Genomic DNA, 14,544 nt, shown 5'->3' with positions numbered 1-14,544 from the left:
GGCTCACCCCGCGTGGTCGCGGGTGCCGAGCTCTCCATCCACGGGGTCGTCCTCGATGCCGAGCCGACGTTCCAGGGTCTGCTCCAGGTAGAGCACCTGGTCCTTGTCATCGAGTCCCGACAGCAGCTCCACCTTGTGCCCCCGCCGGTCGAGAGCGAGCAGTGTGTAGGACACGCTTCCCTTGTTACCCCGCACCTCCGTGGCATAGAGCTGGGTGAGCTGGCGGGCCGACAAGGTGCGGTTGCCCGGCCAGGGTAGGGGACCGTGCTGGATGTGCAACTCGTCGCGGCTCGCCTCGATGCGCGTGCGGTTCAGGAATCCCGCCAGCGTCGAGTAGGTGAGGAACACGCCCGCGCCCACGTGCATCATGGGGAAGAGGAGCTCGACAAGAGACACGTTCCCCTTTTCGAGCATCGCTCTGTACATATTGAACAGCATCCCATCCCAGAAGACGCAGAAGCAGGCCATGAGGAGGTGATGCTTCTTGAACCACCGCCAGGTGAGCACGGTGCTCTGACCGTCCTCCTCCACCTGGATGCGCTCGGGGAGCGCCGCCCTGGGCCGGATGGGCCGACGCTCGCGCGAGGTCGGGGCGAGCTCGCGCGCCTTGCGGCCTGTCAAATCATGGACGGCGTCGCACGCGTGGCACTTCGCCAGCGCCAGGTCGAAGCGAACGTCCTCCGCGCGCAACGGGGAATGGCAGGCTTCACACTCGAGCTGCATGGTCCGCGAGCATGTCAGGACGCTCGCGGGCCGTGCAAACCTCTCGGCTCAGCGCGCGTAGATGCGCTTGTGGTCGCGCGTGCCCAGGTAGCGGAAGCCCTGGCCCGGCGCGTCCTCGGCCGGCTTCTCGTCCAGCTTCTCGCGGGCGTTCATGATCTGCTCGTACTCGGGGATGCTCAGCGCGCGCCGCTTCTCCAGCAGCGTCTCCAGGCCCAGCGCCTTCACGCGCGCCTGCGCCTCGGGCTGCACCACGCCGCTGAAGAACTCCGCGCACGAGCCGCTGCCGTACGAGAACAGGCCCACGCGCTTGCCCGTGAGGTCCTCCTTCGCGCTCGACAGCAAGCTCGCCAGCGCCAGGTACATGGAGCCCGTGTAGATGTTGCCCACCTGCGAGGGCAGCACGAGGCTGGGGCCCACCAGCCTGTCGAAGCTCGCGTCCGCGTCCTTGTCCCCGTCCAGCGTGCGCACGTGACGGTGCGCCTTGCGCGACATCTTCCCGTACGGCACGTGGTACACGAGCGCGGCGAACCGGTCGCTGTAGAGGCCCTCGCCCCCCGCGTCGCCCGCGGCCTCCTGGTACGCCTTGTACGCCCCCTCCAGCGCGTCCAGGTAGCACTGCACCGAGTAGTGCCCGTCCACCACCGCGTCCTTCGAATAGAGCGGACGCCAGAAGTCCATCACGTCGTTGGCGTACACACCCGTCTTCCCCGCCTCGAGCGCCAGCAGCTTCGGCTTGTCGGACACCAGCAGCGCTACCGCGCCCGCGCCCTGCGTGGGCTCGCCCGGTGTCCCCACCCCGTAGCGGGCGATGTCCGAGCAGATGATGAGCGCCTTCTTCCCCTTGGCGCTGCCCGAGCGCACCCAGTCCAGCGCCAGCTGCAGCGCCGCCGTGCCGCCGTAGCACGCGTGCTTCGTCTCGAAGACGCGGCAGCGCGTGGACAGCCCCAGCAGGCCCTGCACATACGAGGACACCGGCTTGGAGTGGTCCACCGCCGTCTCGGTGCCCACCACCAGCATGGCCACGTCCTCGGTCGAGCACCCGGCCGCGTCCAGCGCCATCCGCGCCGCGCGCGCCGCCAGCGTCACCGTGTCCTCGTCCACCTGCGGCACGGCCATCCGGGTCACCCCCAGGCCATCCACATACTTGCCCGGCGCCACTCCGCGCGCCTTGGCCAGCTCCGCCAACTCCACGTACGTCGACGGCACCGCGATCCCGATGCTCTCCAGGCCAGCTTGCATCCGGTACTCCTTCAATTCTTCAGTAGGGGCCTACTGAATGGTGGGGGAGAGAACAGTCTGGACCATTCGCCGGGTGCCTTTCCACCCCCCCTGGGTCAAATTGTCCAGTGGGGGAAGGTAGGAAAATGTGCCGGCAGTCGGCATGAGCCAGACGGGGGTATGAAGTCCTCGCAGTCAGTTCCGGAGGCCCACCGTGTCCGAGCGTCGTGCCGAGTCCCTCACCCCACCCGCCGAGCCGGAGATCGACCGCATCGGCCCGACACGCCGGCCGGACGAGCGGCCGGTGATGTACCAGAGCTGGAAGCACCTGCTGTTCCTCCACTGGTCGCTGCCAGCGGAGGTGGTGGCGCCGCTGCTGCCGCCGGGCCTGACGCTGGACACGTTCGACAGCCGGGCCTGGGTGGGCCTGGTGCCCTTCACCATGCGCGGCGTGCGCCCGAGGGGCCTGCCCGCGGTGGGCTTCCTGTCGGACTTCCACGAGACCAACGTGCGCACGTACGTGCACTACAAGGGGAAGGACCCGGGCGTCTGGTTCTTCAGTCTGGAGGCGGCCAATGCCATCGCCGTGCGGCTCGCCCGGGCGTGGTTCAAGCTGCCGTACCACTACGCGGGCATGGAGCTCACCGCCGGGCCCCAGGGCTCGTCCTATGCCTACCGCTCCGAGCGCCGCTGGCCCGGCCCCACGCCGGCCCGGTGCGCCGTGCGGTGCACGCCCCGGGGTACCGCCTCCAGCTCCACCCCGGGCACGCTCCAGCACTTCCTCGTCGAGCGCTACTTCCTCTACTCCACCGCCCACGGGGAGCTGTTCCGCGGCCAGGTGCACCACACGCCCTACCAGGTGCGGGGCGCCGAGGTGGAGGGCCTGGACGAGACGCTCCTGGCGGCCGCCGGGATTCCCCGTCCCTCCGAGCCGCCCATGGCCCTCTTCTCGGAAGGAGTCGATGTCGACGTGTTCCGTCTCAGGCGCGTGGAGCGCTAGCAGGAGCCGCAGTCGGCGGCGCAACTGGCGGGCGTGGTGCCCGTGCCGCACTTCTCCGTGGCCTGACACACGCCATCGCCACAGGTGTAGATGTCCGCCGGATTCATGCGCGTGGTGATGGGGCGGTAGGTGACGCTGTTGTAGGTGCAGGACGTGAAGAAGGTGTTCGTCGCGTCGCGGGTGCAGTACGTCGAGCAGCTGCCCACGTACACCATGGGCGAGCACTGCGAGCTGCCCCCGGAGCCGGCGAGGCCGCACACGCGCGGGCTGCTCTGGCTGCTGCTCAACGACAGTCCGTCATTGCCACCGAAGGTGCCCGTGGAGCCGTCGAAGAGGTTGCCGAAGAAGCACGCCTCCCGGGTGGTGTAGTTCGTCACCTCCTGGCTCGTGGTGGAGATGGCGGTGCCAGCCCCGTCCAGCCCGCGCAGCGAGACGGTGACGTGGATGCCGAACTTGTTGGCGTGCGCCGCCATGCAGGCCGACACCACCTGCAGCTCCGTCGTGGTGGCCGCGTTGCCACTGGCCCAGCTCGTGGCCAGCCCCAGCGACCCGTTCCACGTGTAGGTCGTGTACGTGCTCGGGTCGGTGTAGGTCCGGCTCTGGCCCAGCGGCACCGCGCAGGCCACCACGTACTTCATCACCTCGTCGCGCTGCACCCGGTCCGCCTGGAACCAGGAGGTGAAGCTGCTCGTCGACAGGCCATTGAGGCTCAGGCCATTGAGACTCAGGCCATTGAGATTCAGGCCATTGAGGTTCAAGCCATTGAGACTCAGGCCATTGGCCACGAGCACCTCCTGGGAAGTGCTCTCCAATTCCTCCTCGCCTTCCCCAGGCAGCCCTCCCGCTGGTCCGCAGCCGATGGCGCAGGTCAGTGTGAGTGTCACCAACCAACCCCACCGCGTCGGACGAAGCTCCCAACCACTGCGCCGAGACTCGAAAGTCTTCAACAGCATGGGCCACCCCCCTGGGAATGGTGTCGCGGGATATGTCTGTCTGCTTGGAACTCCCCCTGGTGGAGCAGCTCGGAGTAAGGCCCCGACAATCTGAACTCCACGCCACCAGTGTGAACTCAGTCAGAGATGAAAAAAAGGACACCCCCGTCAGAGCCGCCTAATCGGTCAGAATTGAGACATCCGATTCCTTGAAAGTGAGAATCGGAACACGGGCAATGTCGGTCAGTGAAAGACTTTTCACGTCAAGTGGGGGGACGTGAGAGGTCCACGTGAGGCGGGGAGTGCCTCACGTCGTCTGGGATTGAGAGGGAAGAGGGGAGCCGTCAGCCCGTGAGCGGCAGGGAGCAGGCGCGCGCGGCCGAGGGGGTGATGCCGAGACCGCTCGCGTCGCGCACCACCCAGCCGGCGATGTCCGCCAGGGGCCCGCCGGTGACTTCGAGCCCGTCTGGACCGCGCCGCGCATCCACCTGGCCCACGTGGGCGCAGGCGTGCACGCTCACGCGCGTCCCGGCCGCGCGCTCCTGGGCGCGCCGGTGCAGCTCGCGCGCCGTCTCCAGCAGCGCCCGGGGCTCCGCGCGCGAGGGCTCGTCGAGCATCCGCACACCCAGCAGCGCCATGCCCGTCTGCACGGCGAGCACGAAGCCCGCGGCGCGCAGGTCCTGCTCCAGCGCGTCCAACACCTCGGACACGGTGGCGTAGGCCTCGTCGTCCTCGGCGCCGTCCTCGAGCACCACCTCCGCGTGGAGGGCGAAGGCGCGCAGGCTCCGGCCCAGGGCCGTCACCCGCTCGGAGGAGGGCTGCACCGCCTCGCGCAGCGCCTCGCGGAAGGCGGCCACGTCCGGGTAGCGCCGGTCCGCCTCCTTCTCCAGGCAGCGCAGCACCACCGCGTCCACCGCTGGCGGCACGGACGCCTCGGTGCTCGGCCGGGGCGCGGGGGCCTCCAGGTGCATCCGCTCCACCTCCAGCCGGTCCTCGGACTGGAAAGGGTAGTGGCCCACCAGCAGTTGGTACAGCAGCACGCCCAGTGCGTAGATGTCCGTGGTGGGGCCGATGGCGCCGCCGCGGAACTGCTCGGGCGCCATGGCCTGCGAGGTGCCCAGCCGCTGGCCCGCCACCGTCAGCCCCTCCTGCCCCGGCTCGGGGTGGATGAACTTGGCGATGCCGAAGTCCAACAGCTTCACCACGGGGGGGTCCGCCTCGGACACCACGGCCACGTTGCTCGCCTTGAGGTCTCTGTGCACCACGCCCGCCAGGTGGGCCGCCTCCAGCGCGGCGCACACCGGCTCCAGGAAGGCCAGGGCCCGCTGCGGCGACAGCCTTCCCCGCTCCTGCAGCAGCTGGCCGAGCGTGCGCCCCGGCAGCAACTCCATCACATAATAGGGGCTGCCATCCGGCAGCATGCCGAAGTCGTAGACGTCGACGATGTTGGGGTGGCGGATCTGATTGACGACCCGCGCCTCGCGCACGAAGCGCTGCAACATTTCACCCTGATCGGTCAGATGCGGGTGCAGCACCTTCACCGCGGCGCGCCGGCCCAGGATGCGGTGTTCAGCTTCGTACACCGCGCCATGCCCACCAGAGGCGAGCACGGCCTTGAGCATGTACTCACCCGCGAGCACTCCCGGGGCGAGCTTCACTCGGGCCGGGGCGTCCCGGGGGGGCGTCCGTTCGTTGCGTGGGAGGATGTGGAAGGTGCTGTCCGTGTCCGCCATCACTTCAAGATTAGCACCAGGACTGGAGCCGCTCCGGGCAGGGGGGGGGCTCTGTCGAGAGGGAGGCACTTCGGTTAGCCTCCGGTGGCCGGGTGTCCAGTGGAGGATGAATGGGCGTGTGGGCCCACGACCAGGTGGCGTGCCGCGAGCCCCGAGTCTGCTGGATACTCTCATGACTCAAGAACTCCTGCCTTCGGGAAGAGCATGCCCATGAAGATGGTGGACGATCTCACGATGTGTGGAGGGCCCGCGCAGCCGCTCCCGTCCTCCGAGAGTGCGTGCCTCATCCTCACCAGCACCACCACGCCCGCGGCGATCGGAAAGGTCTTCCGCATCGAGGCGGCGGAGCACGTGCTCGGTCGAGGCGCGGACGCGGGATTCCAGATCAACGACCATGGCGTGTCGCGCCGGCACGCGCGCATCACCCGGACGGCCGAGGGTGGCTTCCACATCGCGGACCTGGGCTCGACCAATGGCACCTACGTCAACGGGGTGAGGATCGCCTCGGCGGAGCTGCACGAGGGAGACCGGGTGCAGATCGGCACCGTGACGGTGCTGCGCTTCTCCATGCGCGAGCTGGTGGAGCAGGGCGAGGAGCAGCTGCGTCAGGCGTTGAGCGCGGCGCGCGTGGGCATCTGGGATTGGAACGCCGTCACCGGAGCGGTGACGTGGTCCGAGCAGGTGGATCGGCTGCTGGGCCTGCCGGTGGGCTCGCTGTCGGGCCGGCCCACGGACCTGTCCGAGGTGGTGCACCCGGGAGACCTGTCGCGCGTGCGCGAGGGGCTGTCCTCGGCCATCACCCAGCGCACGCACCTGGACGTGGAGTACCGCATCGAGGTGGCGGGGGCGCGCGGCCGGTGGCTGTCCTGCAAGGGCGACGTGCTGTGCGACGAGACGGGCACCCCGGTGCGGATTACCGGCACGGTGATGGACATCACCGAGCGCAAGGTGGCCGAGCAGGAGCTGCGCCGCCAGGCTCTCATCTTCGAGAGCCTGTGCGAGGGCGTGGTGGTCACCGACCGCAACGGGCGCATCATCGACTGGAACGCGAGCGCGGAGAAGATGTTCGGCCGGGGCAAGGCGGAGGCGCTCGGGCAGACGCTCTTCTCGCTGTTGCACCCGGGCGAGGCGGACAAGCGCACCGGGGAGGTGCTCTCGGCGCTGGAGCGCGACGGCCGGTGGACGGGTGAGATGGACTTCAAGCGGCCCGATGGCACGCAGAGCTACTGCGAGTCCGTGGTGGCCCCGCTGAGGGACGCGGAGGGCCGGACCATCGCCCACATCATGGTGCACCGCGACACCACCGAGCGCCGCCTGTTGCAGGCGAGGCTGCAGATGGCGGACCGGCTGGCCTCGGTGGGCACGCTGGGCGCGGGCGTGGCCCATGAAATCAACAACCCGCTGGCCTACATGCTCGTCAACCTGCACCTGGTGTCGGAGGGGCTGGAGCGGCTGAGGGGCTCGCCGGTGGCGCACGACGTGGAGCCGCTGCACCAGGTGGTGCGCGAGACGGTGGAGGGCGCCGAGCGCATCGCCTCCATCGTGAGGGACCTGAAGACGTTCGCCCGGGGCCAGCAGGAGGACAGGCTGGGGCCGGTGGAGGTGAGCAAGGCGGTGGAGCTGGCGTGCAAGATGGCGGACAACGTCATCAAGCACCGGGCCCGGCTGGTGACGCAGTTCGAGCCCGTGCCCTCGGTGCAGGGCAACGAGTCGCGCCTGTGCCAGGTGTTCCTCAACCTGCTGCTCAACGCGGCGCACGCCATCCCCGAGGGAGACGCGAGGGACCATGAGATTCGCGTCGTCATCCGCGAGGGGAGCGCGGGCGATGTGGTGGTGGAGGTGCGGGACACGGGCAGCGGCATGTCCCCGGAGGTGCAGGCGCGCATCTTCGACCCCTTCTTCACCACCAAGGCGGTGGGCGAGGGCACGGGGCTGGGGCTGTCCATCTGCCACGGCATCATCGACTCCATGGGAGGCCGCATCGGCGTGGAGAGCACGCTCGGCAAGGGGAGCACCTTCCGCGTGCACCTGGGCGTGGCGGGTGTCCCGGTGGAGAAGCGGGCGGAGCCGGCGCCGGTGCCCTCCGTGGGACGCGCGCGCATCCTGGTGGTGGACGACGAGCCCTATGTGACACGGGCGCTCCAGCGCTCGCTGACACCCGAGCACGAGGTGGCCACCGTCAACGGCGCCCGGGCCGCGCTCAAGATGTTGGACGGGGGCAGCCGCTTCGACCTCATCCTCTGTGACGTGATGATGCCGGGGATGACGGGCATGGACCTGTACGCCGAGCTGAACCGCTTCGCGCCGGACCAGGCCCAGCGTGTCGTCTTCATGACCGGTGGCGCCTTCACCCCGCGCGCGCTGAGCTTCCTGCAGGAGGTGCCCAACGCGAAGCTCAGCAAGCCGCTGGACCTGCGCCAGCTGAGGGCGCTGGTGGGCCGCTCCGCCCAGAACGCCGCCTCGGCCGCTCCGTCCGCGCCCGTGCCGCTCGCCATCGGTGGCGCGAGATGAGAAAGCTGCCGGCGGGACGTGCCGGGGTGGCTCCCGCGCCCCTCCCGGAAGAGTCCGCGTCCCGCCCGCTGCATTCCGTCTCCGGGACGCCTTCTCCGCTGCCGCCGGCCCCGCGTGAGCTGACGGTGCGCGCCCTGGTGATGGGAGGCCTCATCGGCTCGGTGCTGGCCGTCACCAACGTCTACATGGGGTTGAAGACGGGCCTCTGGGAGTCGGGGTGCGTGCTGTCCTCGCTGCTGGCCTTCGGCGGCCTGTCGGTGCTCGCCCGGCGCGGCGCTCCTCCCTCCCCGCTGGAGACCAACCTCGCCCAGACGACGGCCGTCTCGGTGGGCGCGATGCCCGCCAGCGCGGGGCTGCTGGGCGCCGTGCCCGCGCTCACGCTGCTGGGGACGCAGCCTCCTGGCTGGGCCGTGGCCCTGTGGGGCGTGGGCCTGGGGACGCTCGGTGTGCTCTTCGCCTTCTCGCTGCGGCGGCGCCTGCTCGAGGAGGAGGCCCTGCCTTTCCCCACCGGTGCCGCCGCCGCGGAGCTCATCTCCACGCTGCACTCCACGGGCTCCGCCTATGCCGCGCGCGCGCGGGGCCTGTGGACGAGTGGTCTCGTCTCCGGGGTGCTCACCTGGCTGAGGGACGCGAGCCAGCTCGTCCCCCCGGTGTCGCTGCTGCCCGCGGCGATGCGGGTGGGCGGGATGGGGCCGGAGACCCTGTCGTTGGGCATGGCGTGGAACCCGATGCTGCTGGGCATCGGCGTGCTGGTGGGGCTCCAGGCGGGGTTGAGCATCCTGCTGGGCTCGCTCGTGGCGTGGCTGGGGCTGGCGCCCTGGCTGGTGCGCGAGGGGGTGGCGACGGGAGCCACCCCGGACGCCCTGCGCGAGTCGCTCGCCGCGTGGCTCCTCTGGCCCGGCGTGGGGTTGATGGTGGGCGCGGCCGCCACGTCCATCGCCTCCCAGGTGCGTGCCCTCCCGGCGGTGCTCGCCGACTTGAGGGGGCTCGCGCGGTATGGCGAGGGCTGGGAGGCCACGGCCAGCCGGTGGGTGGCGAGGGCGGTGCTCCCGGTCATCCTCCTGACCGGGGCCATGGGGTGGTTCGCCTTCCACCTGAGTCCGCTCTACTTCCTCCTGGCGCTGGTGCTGGCCGTGCCGCTGTGCGCGGTGTGTGCCCGCGCGACGGGCCAGACGGACATCGCCCCCATCAGCCCCGTGGGGCAGTTCGCGCAAGGGGCCTTCGGCATGCTGGCGCCGCCCCTGCCGAGCCTCAACGCCTCGGCTGGAGCGGTGGTGTCCGGTGCCGCCTCGCACGCCAGCGGCAGCCTCTGGTCGCTCCAGGCCGGGCGCCTGCTGGGGACGAGCGCCTCCCGCCAGCTCCTCGTCCAGCTCTCCGGCCTGCTGCTGGGCGCCGCCGTGGCACTGCCCACCTACCACCTGCTGGTGTCCGTGCACGGGCTGGACTCCCAGGCGCTGCCCGTGCCCACGGGGCGTCAGTTCAAGGCCGTGGCGGAGCTGCTCACCGCGCGAGGCCTGGAGGGACTGCCTCGCTCGTCCACGCTGGCCACGGGCGTGGCCTTCGCCCTGGGGGTCGTGCTGTCGGCGGCGGCCCGCGGGCGGCTGGCGCGCCTGCTGCCCTCGGCGGCCGCCATGGGCCTCGGCTTCCTCCTGCCGGCCAGCTACGCGGTGACGCTCTGCCTGGGGACGCTGCTGGCCGCGCTCGTGGGCCGGCTGCGGCCCTCCACCACCCAGACGGTGCAGTCCGCGGGCGCGGGCGCCATCGTCGGTGAGTCCCTGGTGGGCGTGTTCGTCTCGGCGCTGAGCCTCATGCGGCAGGGCTGAGGCGTGCCTTCTCCAGGCTGCGCTGGAGCCGTCCCCGCATGACGTTGGGGACGGTGTCGGCGCGGCGCAGCGCTTCCTCCAGCATGCGCACGGCCGCCGCTCGCTCTCCCTTGCGCAGCCAGGCGAGCCCCCGCAGCTCCAGCACCTCCAGTGGCTCCTGCTCCACCGAGTACTCGGCGGAGCGGGCCAGCAGCGCGTCCCACTCCTTGAGGGTGGCATCGCGCGTGGCCAGCTCCACGGCGGAGAAGATGACCTCCTCGGAGGGGCTGAACTCCGCGCCGCTCTGCTTCAGCGTCTGGCGGATGTTCGTCAGCAGCTCGCGCGCCCGCTCGTCCTGCCCGAGGTAGGCCAGCGCACGCGCCTGCAGCAGCAGCGCCCAGGGCCGCGGCGCCATCTCCGGGTGGTGCCGCTCCAGCTCGATGGCGCGGGCGATGTGGGGCGCCGCCGCCTCCGCGTCTCCCGCCTGGTAGAGCAGCTCGCCCATGTTGTGCTCGGCGAAGTACTCCCAGCCCACCATGCCCAGCTCACGCCCCAGGTGCATGAAGCGCTCCTGGTCCTGCATGGCGCCCTGGAAGTCGTTGCGCGCCACCCACAGGTTGCGGCGGTTGTTGATGGCGCTGCCCAGGTGCAACCGGTCTCCGCGCTCGGTGCACTCGGTGATGACCTCCTCGAAGATGCGCTCCGCCTCGTCGATGCGGCCCAGGTTGGGGAGGATGACGCCGAGCAGCAGCTGCGCCACCACCAGCGACTCGTACCCCGCGTCTCCCAGCTTGCGCGCGCGCTCGGCCGCCTCCTGCAGGGGCTCGCAGCACTCCTCCCACTGGCCGTTGCGGAACTGCGCGCGTCCCAGGCCCAGCAGCAGGCGGACCTGGAGCAGCGGCGACTTCAGGTTCACCGCGAAGGCCAGCTCCTGGGCCGCGTACACCCGCTCCTCGGAGCGGTTGTAGTCGTTGATCCAGTCGTAGGCCATGGCCTCGTCCAGCAGCAGGTCCACCTCGTCGTTGACGGCCTCGAGCTGCCTGGCCAGCTCGCGCGCCGCGGCGAAGTCCGCCAGCGAGTCCTCGTAGCGCCCCACGCGGTAGCGCATGAGTCCCCGCCCCCGGAGCACGGTGAGGCGGCGCCGCCAGTCCTCCGCGTCCAGCAGCTCCAGCGCGCGGGTATAGGTGGACTCGGCCTCGAGGTACGCATGCCGGCCGCGCGCGGACTCGGCCAGGTCGATGTAGAGGGCGGCGGCCTCGTCGCGCAGGCCCGCGGCGGCGGCGTGCAGGGCCAGACGCGGCAGGCGCTGGCGCTCGGCGGCACCGGCCGCGCTCAGGTAGTAGCGGAAGGCGGCGCGGTGGATGCGCACCCGGTCTCCCTCGGGCAGCGCGCGCTCCACCGTGGCGCGCAGCAGCTCGTTGCGGAAGCTGATGCCCTCCTGGCGGTGCGACACCAGCAGGCCCAGGTCCAACAGCCGGCGCGTGGCATGCCGGGGGTCCAACGGGAAGTCCGCCGCGCCCCCGTCCTCCTCCAGCGCGTGCACCACGCCCTCGGCCTCGGCGGCGGTGAAGTCCGGGCCGAGCAGCGCGCACAGCCGGGCGTGCGCCGCCAGCTCCACCGGCAGCGCGCCCAGCTCCCGGTCCGCCAGCCAGTCCACCAGCCGCATCTCCGGCATGCGGTCCAGCTCGTCCGTGGCGAGGTACCAGCTGCCGCCGCTGGCGCGCTGGCGCACGAGGCCCAGGCGCTTGAGGCCTCGCACCAGCTCCACGAGGAAGAGGGGGACGTGCTGGGCGCGCTCGGTGAGGCGCTCGAGCGCGGCGGCGGGGACGTTCTCCGCCGGGCGCAGCAGCGTGCGGCACAGCTCCATCGCACCAGGCGGGGACAGGGGCCCCAGGGGCAGCACGTGGCGGCGGGCGGCGCGCGTGCCCCAGGAGGGGCGCAGGCGCTCGAAGCCCGGGCGCGCCAGCACGCACACCCAGAGGGGGATGCGGGACTCGGCGAGCGCGGCGTACTCCAGCGCGTCCAGCGCCGTCTCCTCGGCGTGGTGCGCGTCGTCGAGGAGCAGGCACAGGTGCTGGCGGCGGGCGCGCGCGGCCAGCAGCTCACCCGCGGCGCGCATGGCCAGCGAGCGGAGGGCGCCAGGTGCCGCGGCCCAGTTCTGCAGCCCGGCGGCACCCGGGGCGAGCCACCCCAGGGTGGAGGCCACGCCGGGCCACAGCTCGGTGGCCAGCTGGGGCCCCAGCAGCTCGAAGCAGGCGGCGCGGCCCTCCTCCTCGGAGCCCGTCAGGTCCGACTCACCGCGGAAATCATACAGCGCGCCGCGCAGCACCATGCGCAGCGTGCCCTCGGGGTCGCCCTGCACCGGCTCGCGGGCGCGCCAGGCGGCCACGCGCGCGTGGGGCAGGGCCACCTGGAGCTGCTGGACGAGGGCGGCGCTCAGGTGCGTCTTGCCGTGGCCCCGGTCTCCCAGCACCGTCACCAGCGTGGGCGCGCCCTCCACCAGCGCCAGGCCCGCGCTCTCCATCAGCTCGGCCAGCTCGTTGCCGCGGCCCACCAGCACCCCGCTGCCGTGCTGGAGGACGGTGACGTCCTCGCGCCCGGTGGCGGTGGACGCGCGCCGGAAGAGGCCCTCGCGGCCCTGCACCGGCTCGCATGGCAGCTCCGGCAGCGCCTCCGCCGCCGCGGTGGTGAGCAGCAGGGTCGCGGGGTCGTCGTCCGTGGGGTAGCGGTCCTTGCGGGCGAAGATGGGGCCGAGGTAGCGCGCGGGGCCACCGGGGCGGCGCTGCACCATCACCGAGGCCACGTCCACCAGCGCGGCGGGCGCGAGGTTCTGCGCGGCGAGGCCCTCGGCGGCCTGCCGGGCGCGTTGCACGGGGTTCTCCCCGACGTCCGGGTCGAAGGCACCGGCGAAGCGCGTGCCCTCGTGGAAGGCCATCTGCCCGCCGAAGCTGGCGAGCGCCTTCTGCACGGTGACGGGGTTGGCGCCGGAGCGGAAGAAGAGCACGGCCACCGAGCGCCGCACGGGCGCGGCCGGCGGAGCCTTTTCCTGTGCGCGCGGGAGGGGCGCGGGAGCGGAGGGCTCGGCGCTGGCCAGGGCCTCCTGGAGCGCGAGCCGCAGGGCGTCCACGGTGTCGTAGCGGCGGGCGCGCTCCTTGGTGAGGCAGCGCAGCACCACCTGCTCGAGCGCCGCGGGCACGGGCGCAAGCTCCGAGGGGCGCAGGGGCCGGCGCGCCAGGTGCGCGTGGATGACGTCGGCCGGGGTGCCGAAGAAGGGCGGCCGGCCGGTGAGCATCTCGTAGAAGAGGACTCCCAGGGAGTAGATGTCCGAGCGCGCGTCCAGGCCGGACTCGCCCGAGCACTGCTCCGGGGACATGTACTCGGCGGTGCCGGCGAAGGAGTCGCCGATGGGGGGCGTGGGCTCCTCGGCGGAGGAGGCCGCGGGGGCGCTCACGGGCCGCGAGAGGCCGAAGTCGAAGAAGCCGGCGGCGCGCGCGGTGTCGTCGAGGAAGACGTTCTCCGGCTTGAGGTCGCCGTGGAGGAAGCCGCGGGCGTGCACCACCGCGAGCGCGTCCAGCAGGGTCAGGGCGCGCGAGGCGTACTCCGCCACGGGCATGGGGCCGGACAGCCGGGCCAGGCGCTGCGCCAGGGTGGGGTGCGTGATGAACTGCATGACGAGGTACGGCGCGCCCCCAGGCAGGGAGCCCGTCTCGTACACGGTGGGCACGGTGGGTGGGCCGATGACGCGCAACACCTCGGTCTCGCGGGCGAGCTGGGTGTGGGCCAGGGCCACCTCGGGGTGGGCCACCTTGATGGCCACGTGCAGGCCGTCGCTCTCGCGCCACGCGGAGTAGAGGGTGCCGAAGCCGCCGCGTGCCACCTCGTTCCCCAGCCTGTAGCCGGGAATGGCGAGGACTGGAGTCATCCCCGCGCGCCCCACGGACGGGGTGTCGGTGGGGGTGGCTCCTCGGGGACAGTGCGCGTGGGTCCCCTCCCAACGCTGCCCGCATGTCACACAACGCGGCACGTTCACAATCTATCGCAACCCCAGCGGGTTTCCCCTACACGACCCGACTTCCGTGCGTCCGGGCACCCGAGGTGGGGACCTTTCTGGAGGCTCAACCCCCGGCAGGCGGGCAGGCTCGCGGGAGAACCCGGTTTTCCCGGGTGCAAGAGGACCGGGGGAGGTGGGTCGTGTCCCCCGGTGTAGGCAGGCAGGCGAGACACCTTGCGCCGAGCGGGGGGCGGCTCCACCTACAGGAGGTCGGACCCTTCGTTGTCCGACGCCTGGAGGCGTCCTCGTGAAGCTCCCTTTCTCCCCGTTCCTGCTCGGGTATGGCGCGGGGGCCTGCACGGTGTTGCTCGGCAAGCGGCTGCGTCCCCTGCTGCTGGAGCTGGCCACCGTCCTCTACCGCCTCGCGGACTCGGTGGTGGTGAAGGCGACGATGAAGCAGGAGGATCTGGCGAACCTGCTGGCCGAGGCCCGTGTGCGCGCGCGCCACACCTCCGGGCCGGCGGCTCGCGGACAGGTCCGGGCCTGACGGCTCCCCTGTTTTCTTTGACCCGAAAAAAAGGGTCACTCACTCTAGCCCTCCTAAACCCGGGAAACCGTCAAACCTCCCGAGACC

General features: G+C 71.5%; 9 protein-coding genes. 4 read left to right on the top strand and 5 right to left on the bottom strand.

The genetic code is table 11. The features are described from left to right. Nucleotides 1-3: 3 nt before the first annotated feature. Complete coding sequence (locus JRI60_RS44830; RefSeq protein ID WP_204222213.1) at nt 4-723, bottom strand: hypothetical protein; 720 nt, start codon at nt 721-723, stop codon at nt 4-6. A gap of 48 nt (nt 724-771) precedes the next feature. Continuing rightward, the gene (locus JRI60_RS44825) at nt 772-1,962 is read right to left on the bottom strand and encodes a hydroxymethylglutaryl-CoA synthase (protein WP_204222211.1); all 1,191 of its coding nucleotides are present in this window, start codon (nt 1,960-1,962) and stop codon (nt 772-774) included. Between the two features lie 193 nt (nt 1,963-2,155). On the opposite strand from JRI60_RS44825, the gene JRI60_RS44820 reads away from it, so the two are divergent. Further along, nucleotides 2,156-2,941, top strand: coding sequence for a YqjF family protein (locus JRI60_RS44820; RefSeq protein ID WP_239470092.1), 786 nt, complete (start codon nt 2,156-2,158; stop codon nt 2,939-2,941). Here the strand turns inward: JRI60_RS44820 and JRI60_RS44815 are convergent. Both JRI60_RS44815 and JRI60_RS44810 read right to left on the bottom strand, forming a co-directional pair. Further along, nucleotides 2,938-3,753 carry a hypothetical protein gene (locus JRI60_RS44815; protein WP_239470091.1) on the bottom strand — a complete coding sequence of 272 codons (816 nt, stop codon included), beginning with the start codon at nt 3,751-3,753 and terminating at the stop codon, nt 2,938-2,940. The genes JRI60_RS44820 and JRI60_RS44815 overlap by 4 nt on opposite strands. Before the next feature lie 464 nt (nt 3,754-4,217). Beyond that, nucleotides 4,218-5,609, bottom strand: a complete 1,392-nt coding sequence (locus JRI60_RS44810) for a serine/threonine-protein kinase (protein WP_239470090.1) — start codon at nt 5,607-5,609, stop codon at nt 4,218-4,220. A 201-nt stretch (nt 5,610-5,810) separates the two neighbouring features. Between JRI60_RS44810 and JRI60_RS44805 the strand changes: the two genes are divergently transcribed. Further along, nucleotides 5,811-8,117, top strand: coding sequence for a PAS domain S-box protein (locus tag JRI60_RS44805; protein ID WP_204222206.1), 2,307 nt, complete (start codon nt 5,811-5,813; stop codon nt 8,115-8,117). Next, nucleotides 8,114-9,940 (top strand): OPT/YSL family transporter, encoded by a 1,827-nt coding sequence (locus tag JRI60_RS44800; RefSeq protein WP_204222204.1) that lies wholly within the window; start codon nt 8,114-8,116, stop codon nt 9,938-9,940. Before JRI60_RS44805 ends, JRI60_RS44800 begins: the two co-directional genes overlap by 4 nt. On the opposite strand, the gene JRI60_RS44795 is transcribed toward JRI60_RS44800, so the two are convergent. Then, complete coding sequence (locus JRI60_RS44795; RefSeq protein WP_204222202.1) at nt 9,924-13,841, bottom strand: serine/threonine-protein kinase PknK; 3,918 nt, start codon at nt 13,839-13,841, stop codon at nt 9,924-9,926. The genes JRI60_RS44800 and JRI60_RS44795 overlap by 17 nt on opposite strands. 376 nt (nt 13,842-14,217) lie before the next feature. On the opposite strand from JRI60_RS44795, the gene JRI60_RS44790 reads away from it, so the two are divergent. Next, the gene (locus tag JRI60_RS44790; protein ID WP_204222200.1) at nt 14,218-14,457 is read left to right on the top strand and encodes a hypothetical protein; all 240 of its coding nucleotides are present in this window, start codon (nt 14,218-14,220) and stop codon (nt 14,455-14,457) included. Nucleotides 14,458-14,544: the final 87 nt, after the last annotated feature.

This window comes from Archangium violaceum (assembly GCF_016887565.1).
GTDB lineage: Bacteria > Myxococcota > Myxococcia > Myxococcales > Myxococcaceae > Archangium > Archangium violaceum_B.
The sequence above is the reverse complement of the archived record's forward strand: the minus strand, read 5'-3'. Positions and strand labels throughout refer to the sequence as shown.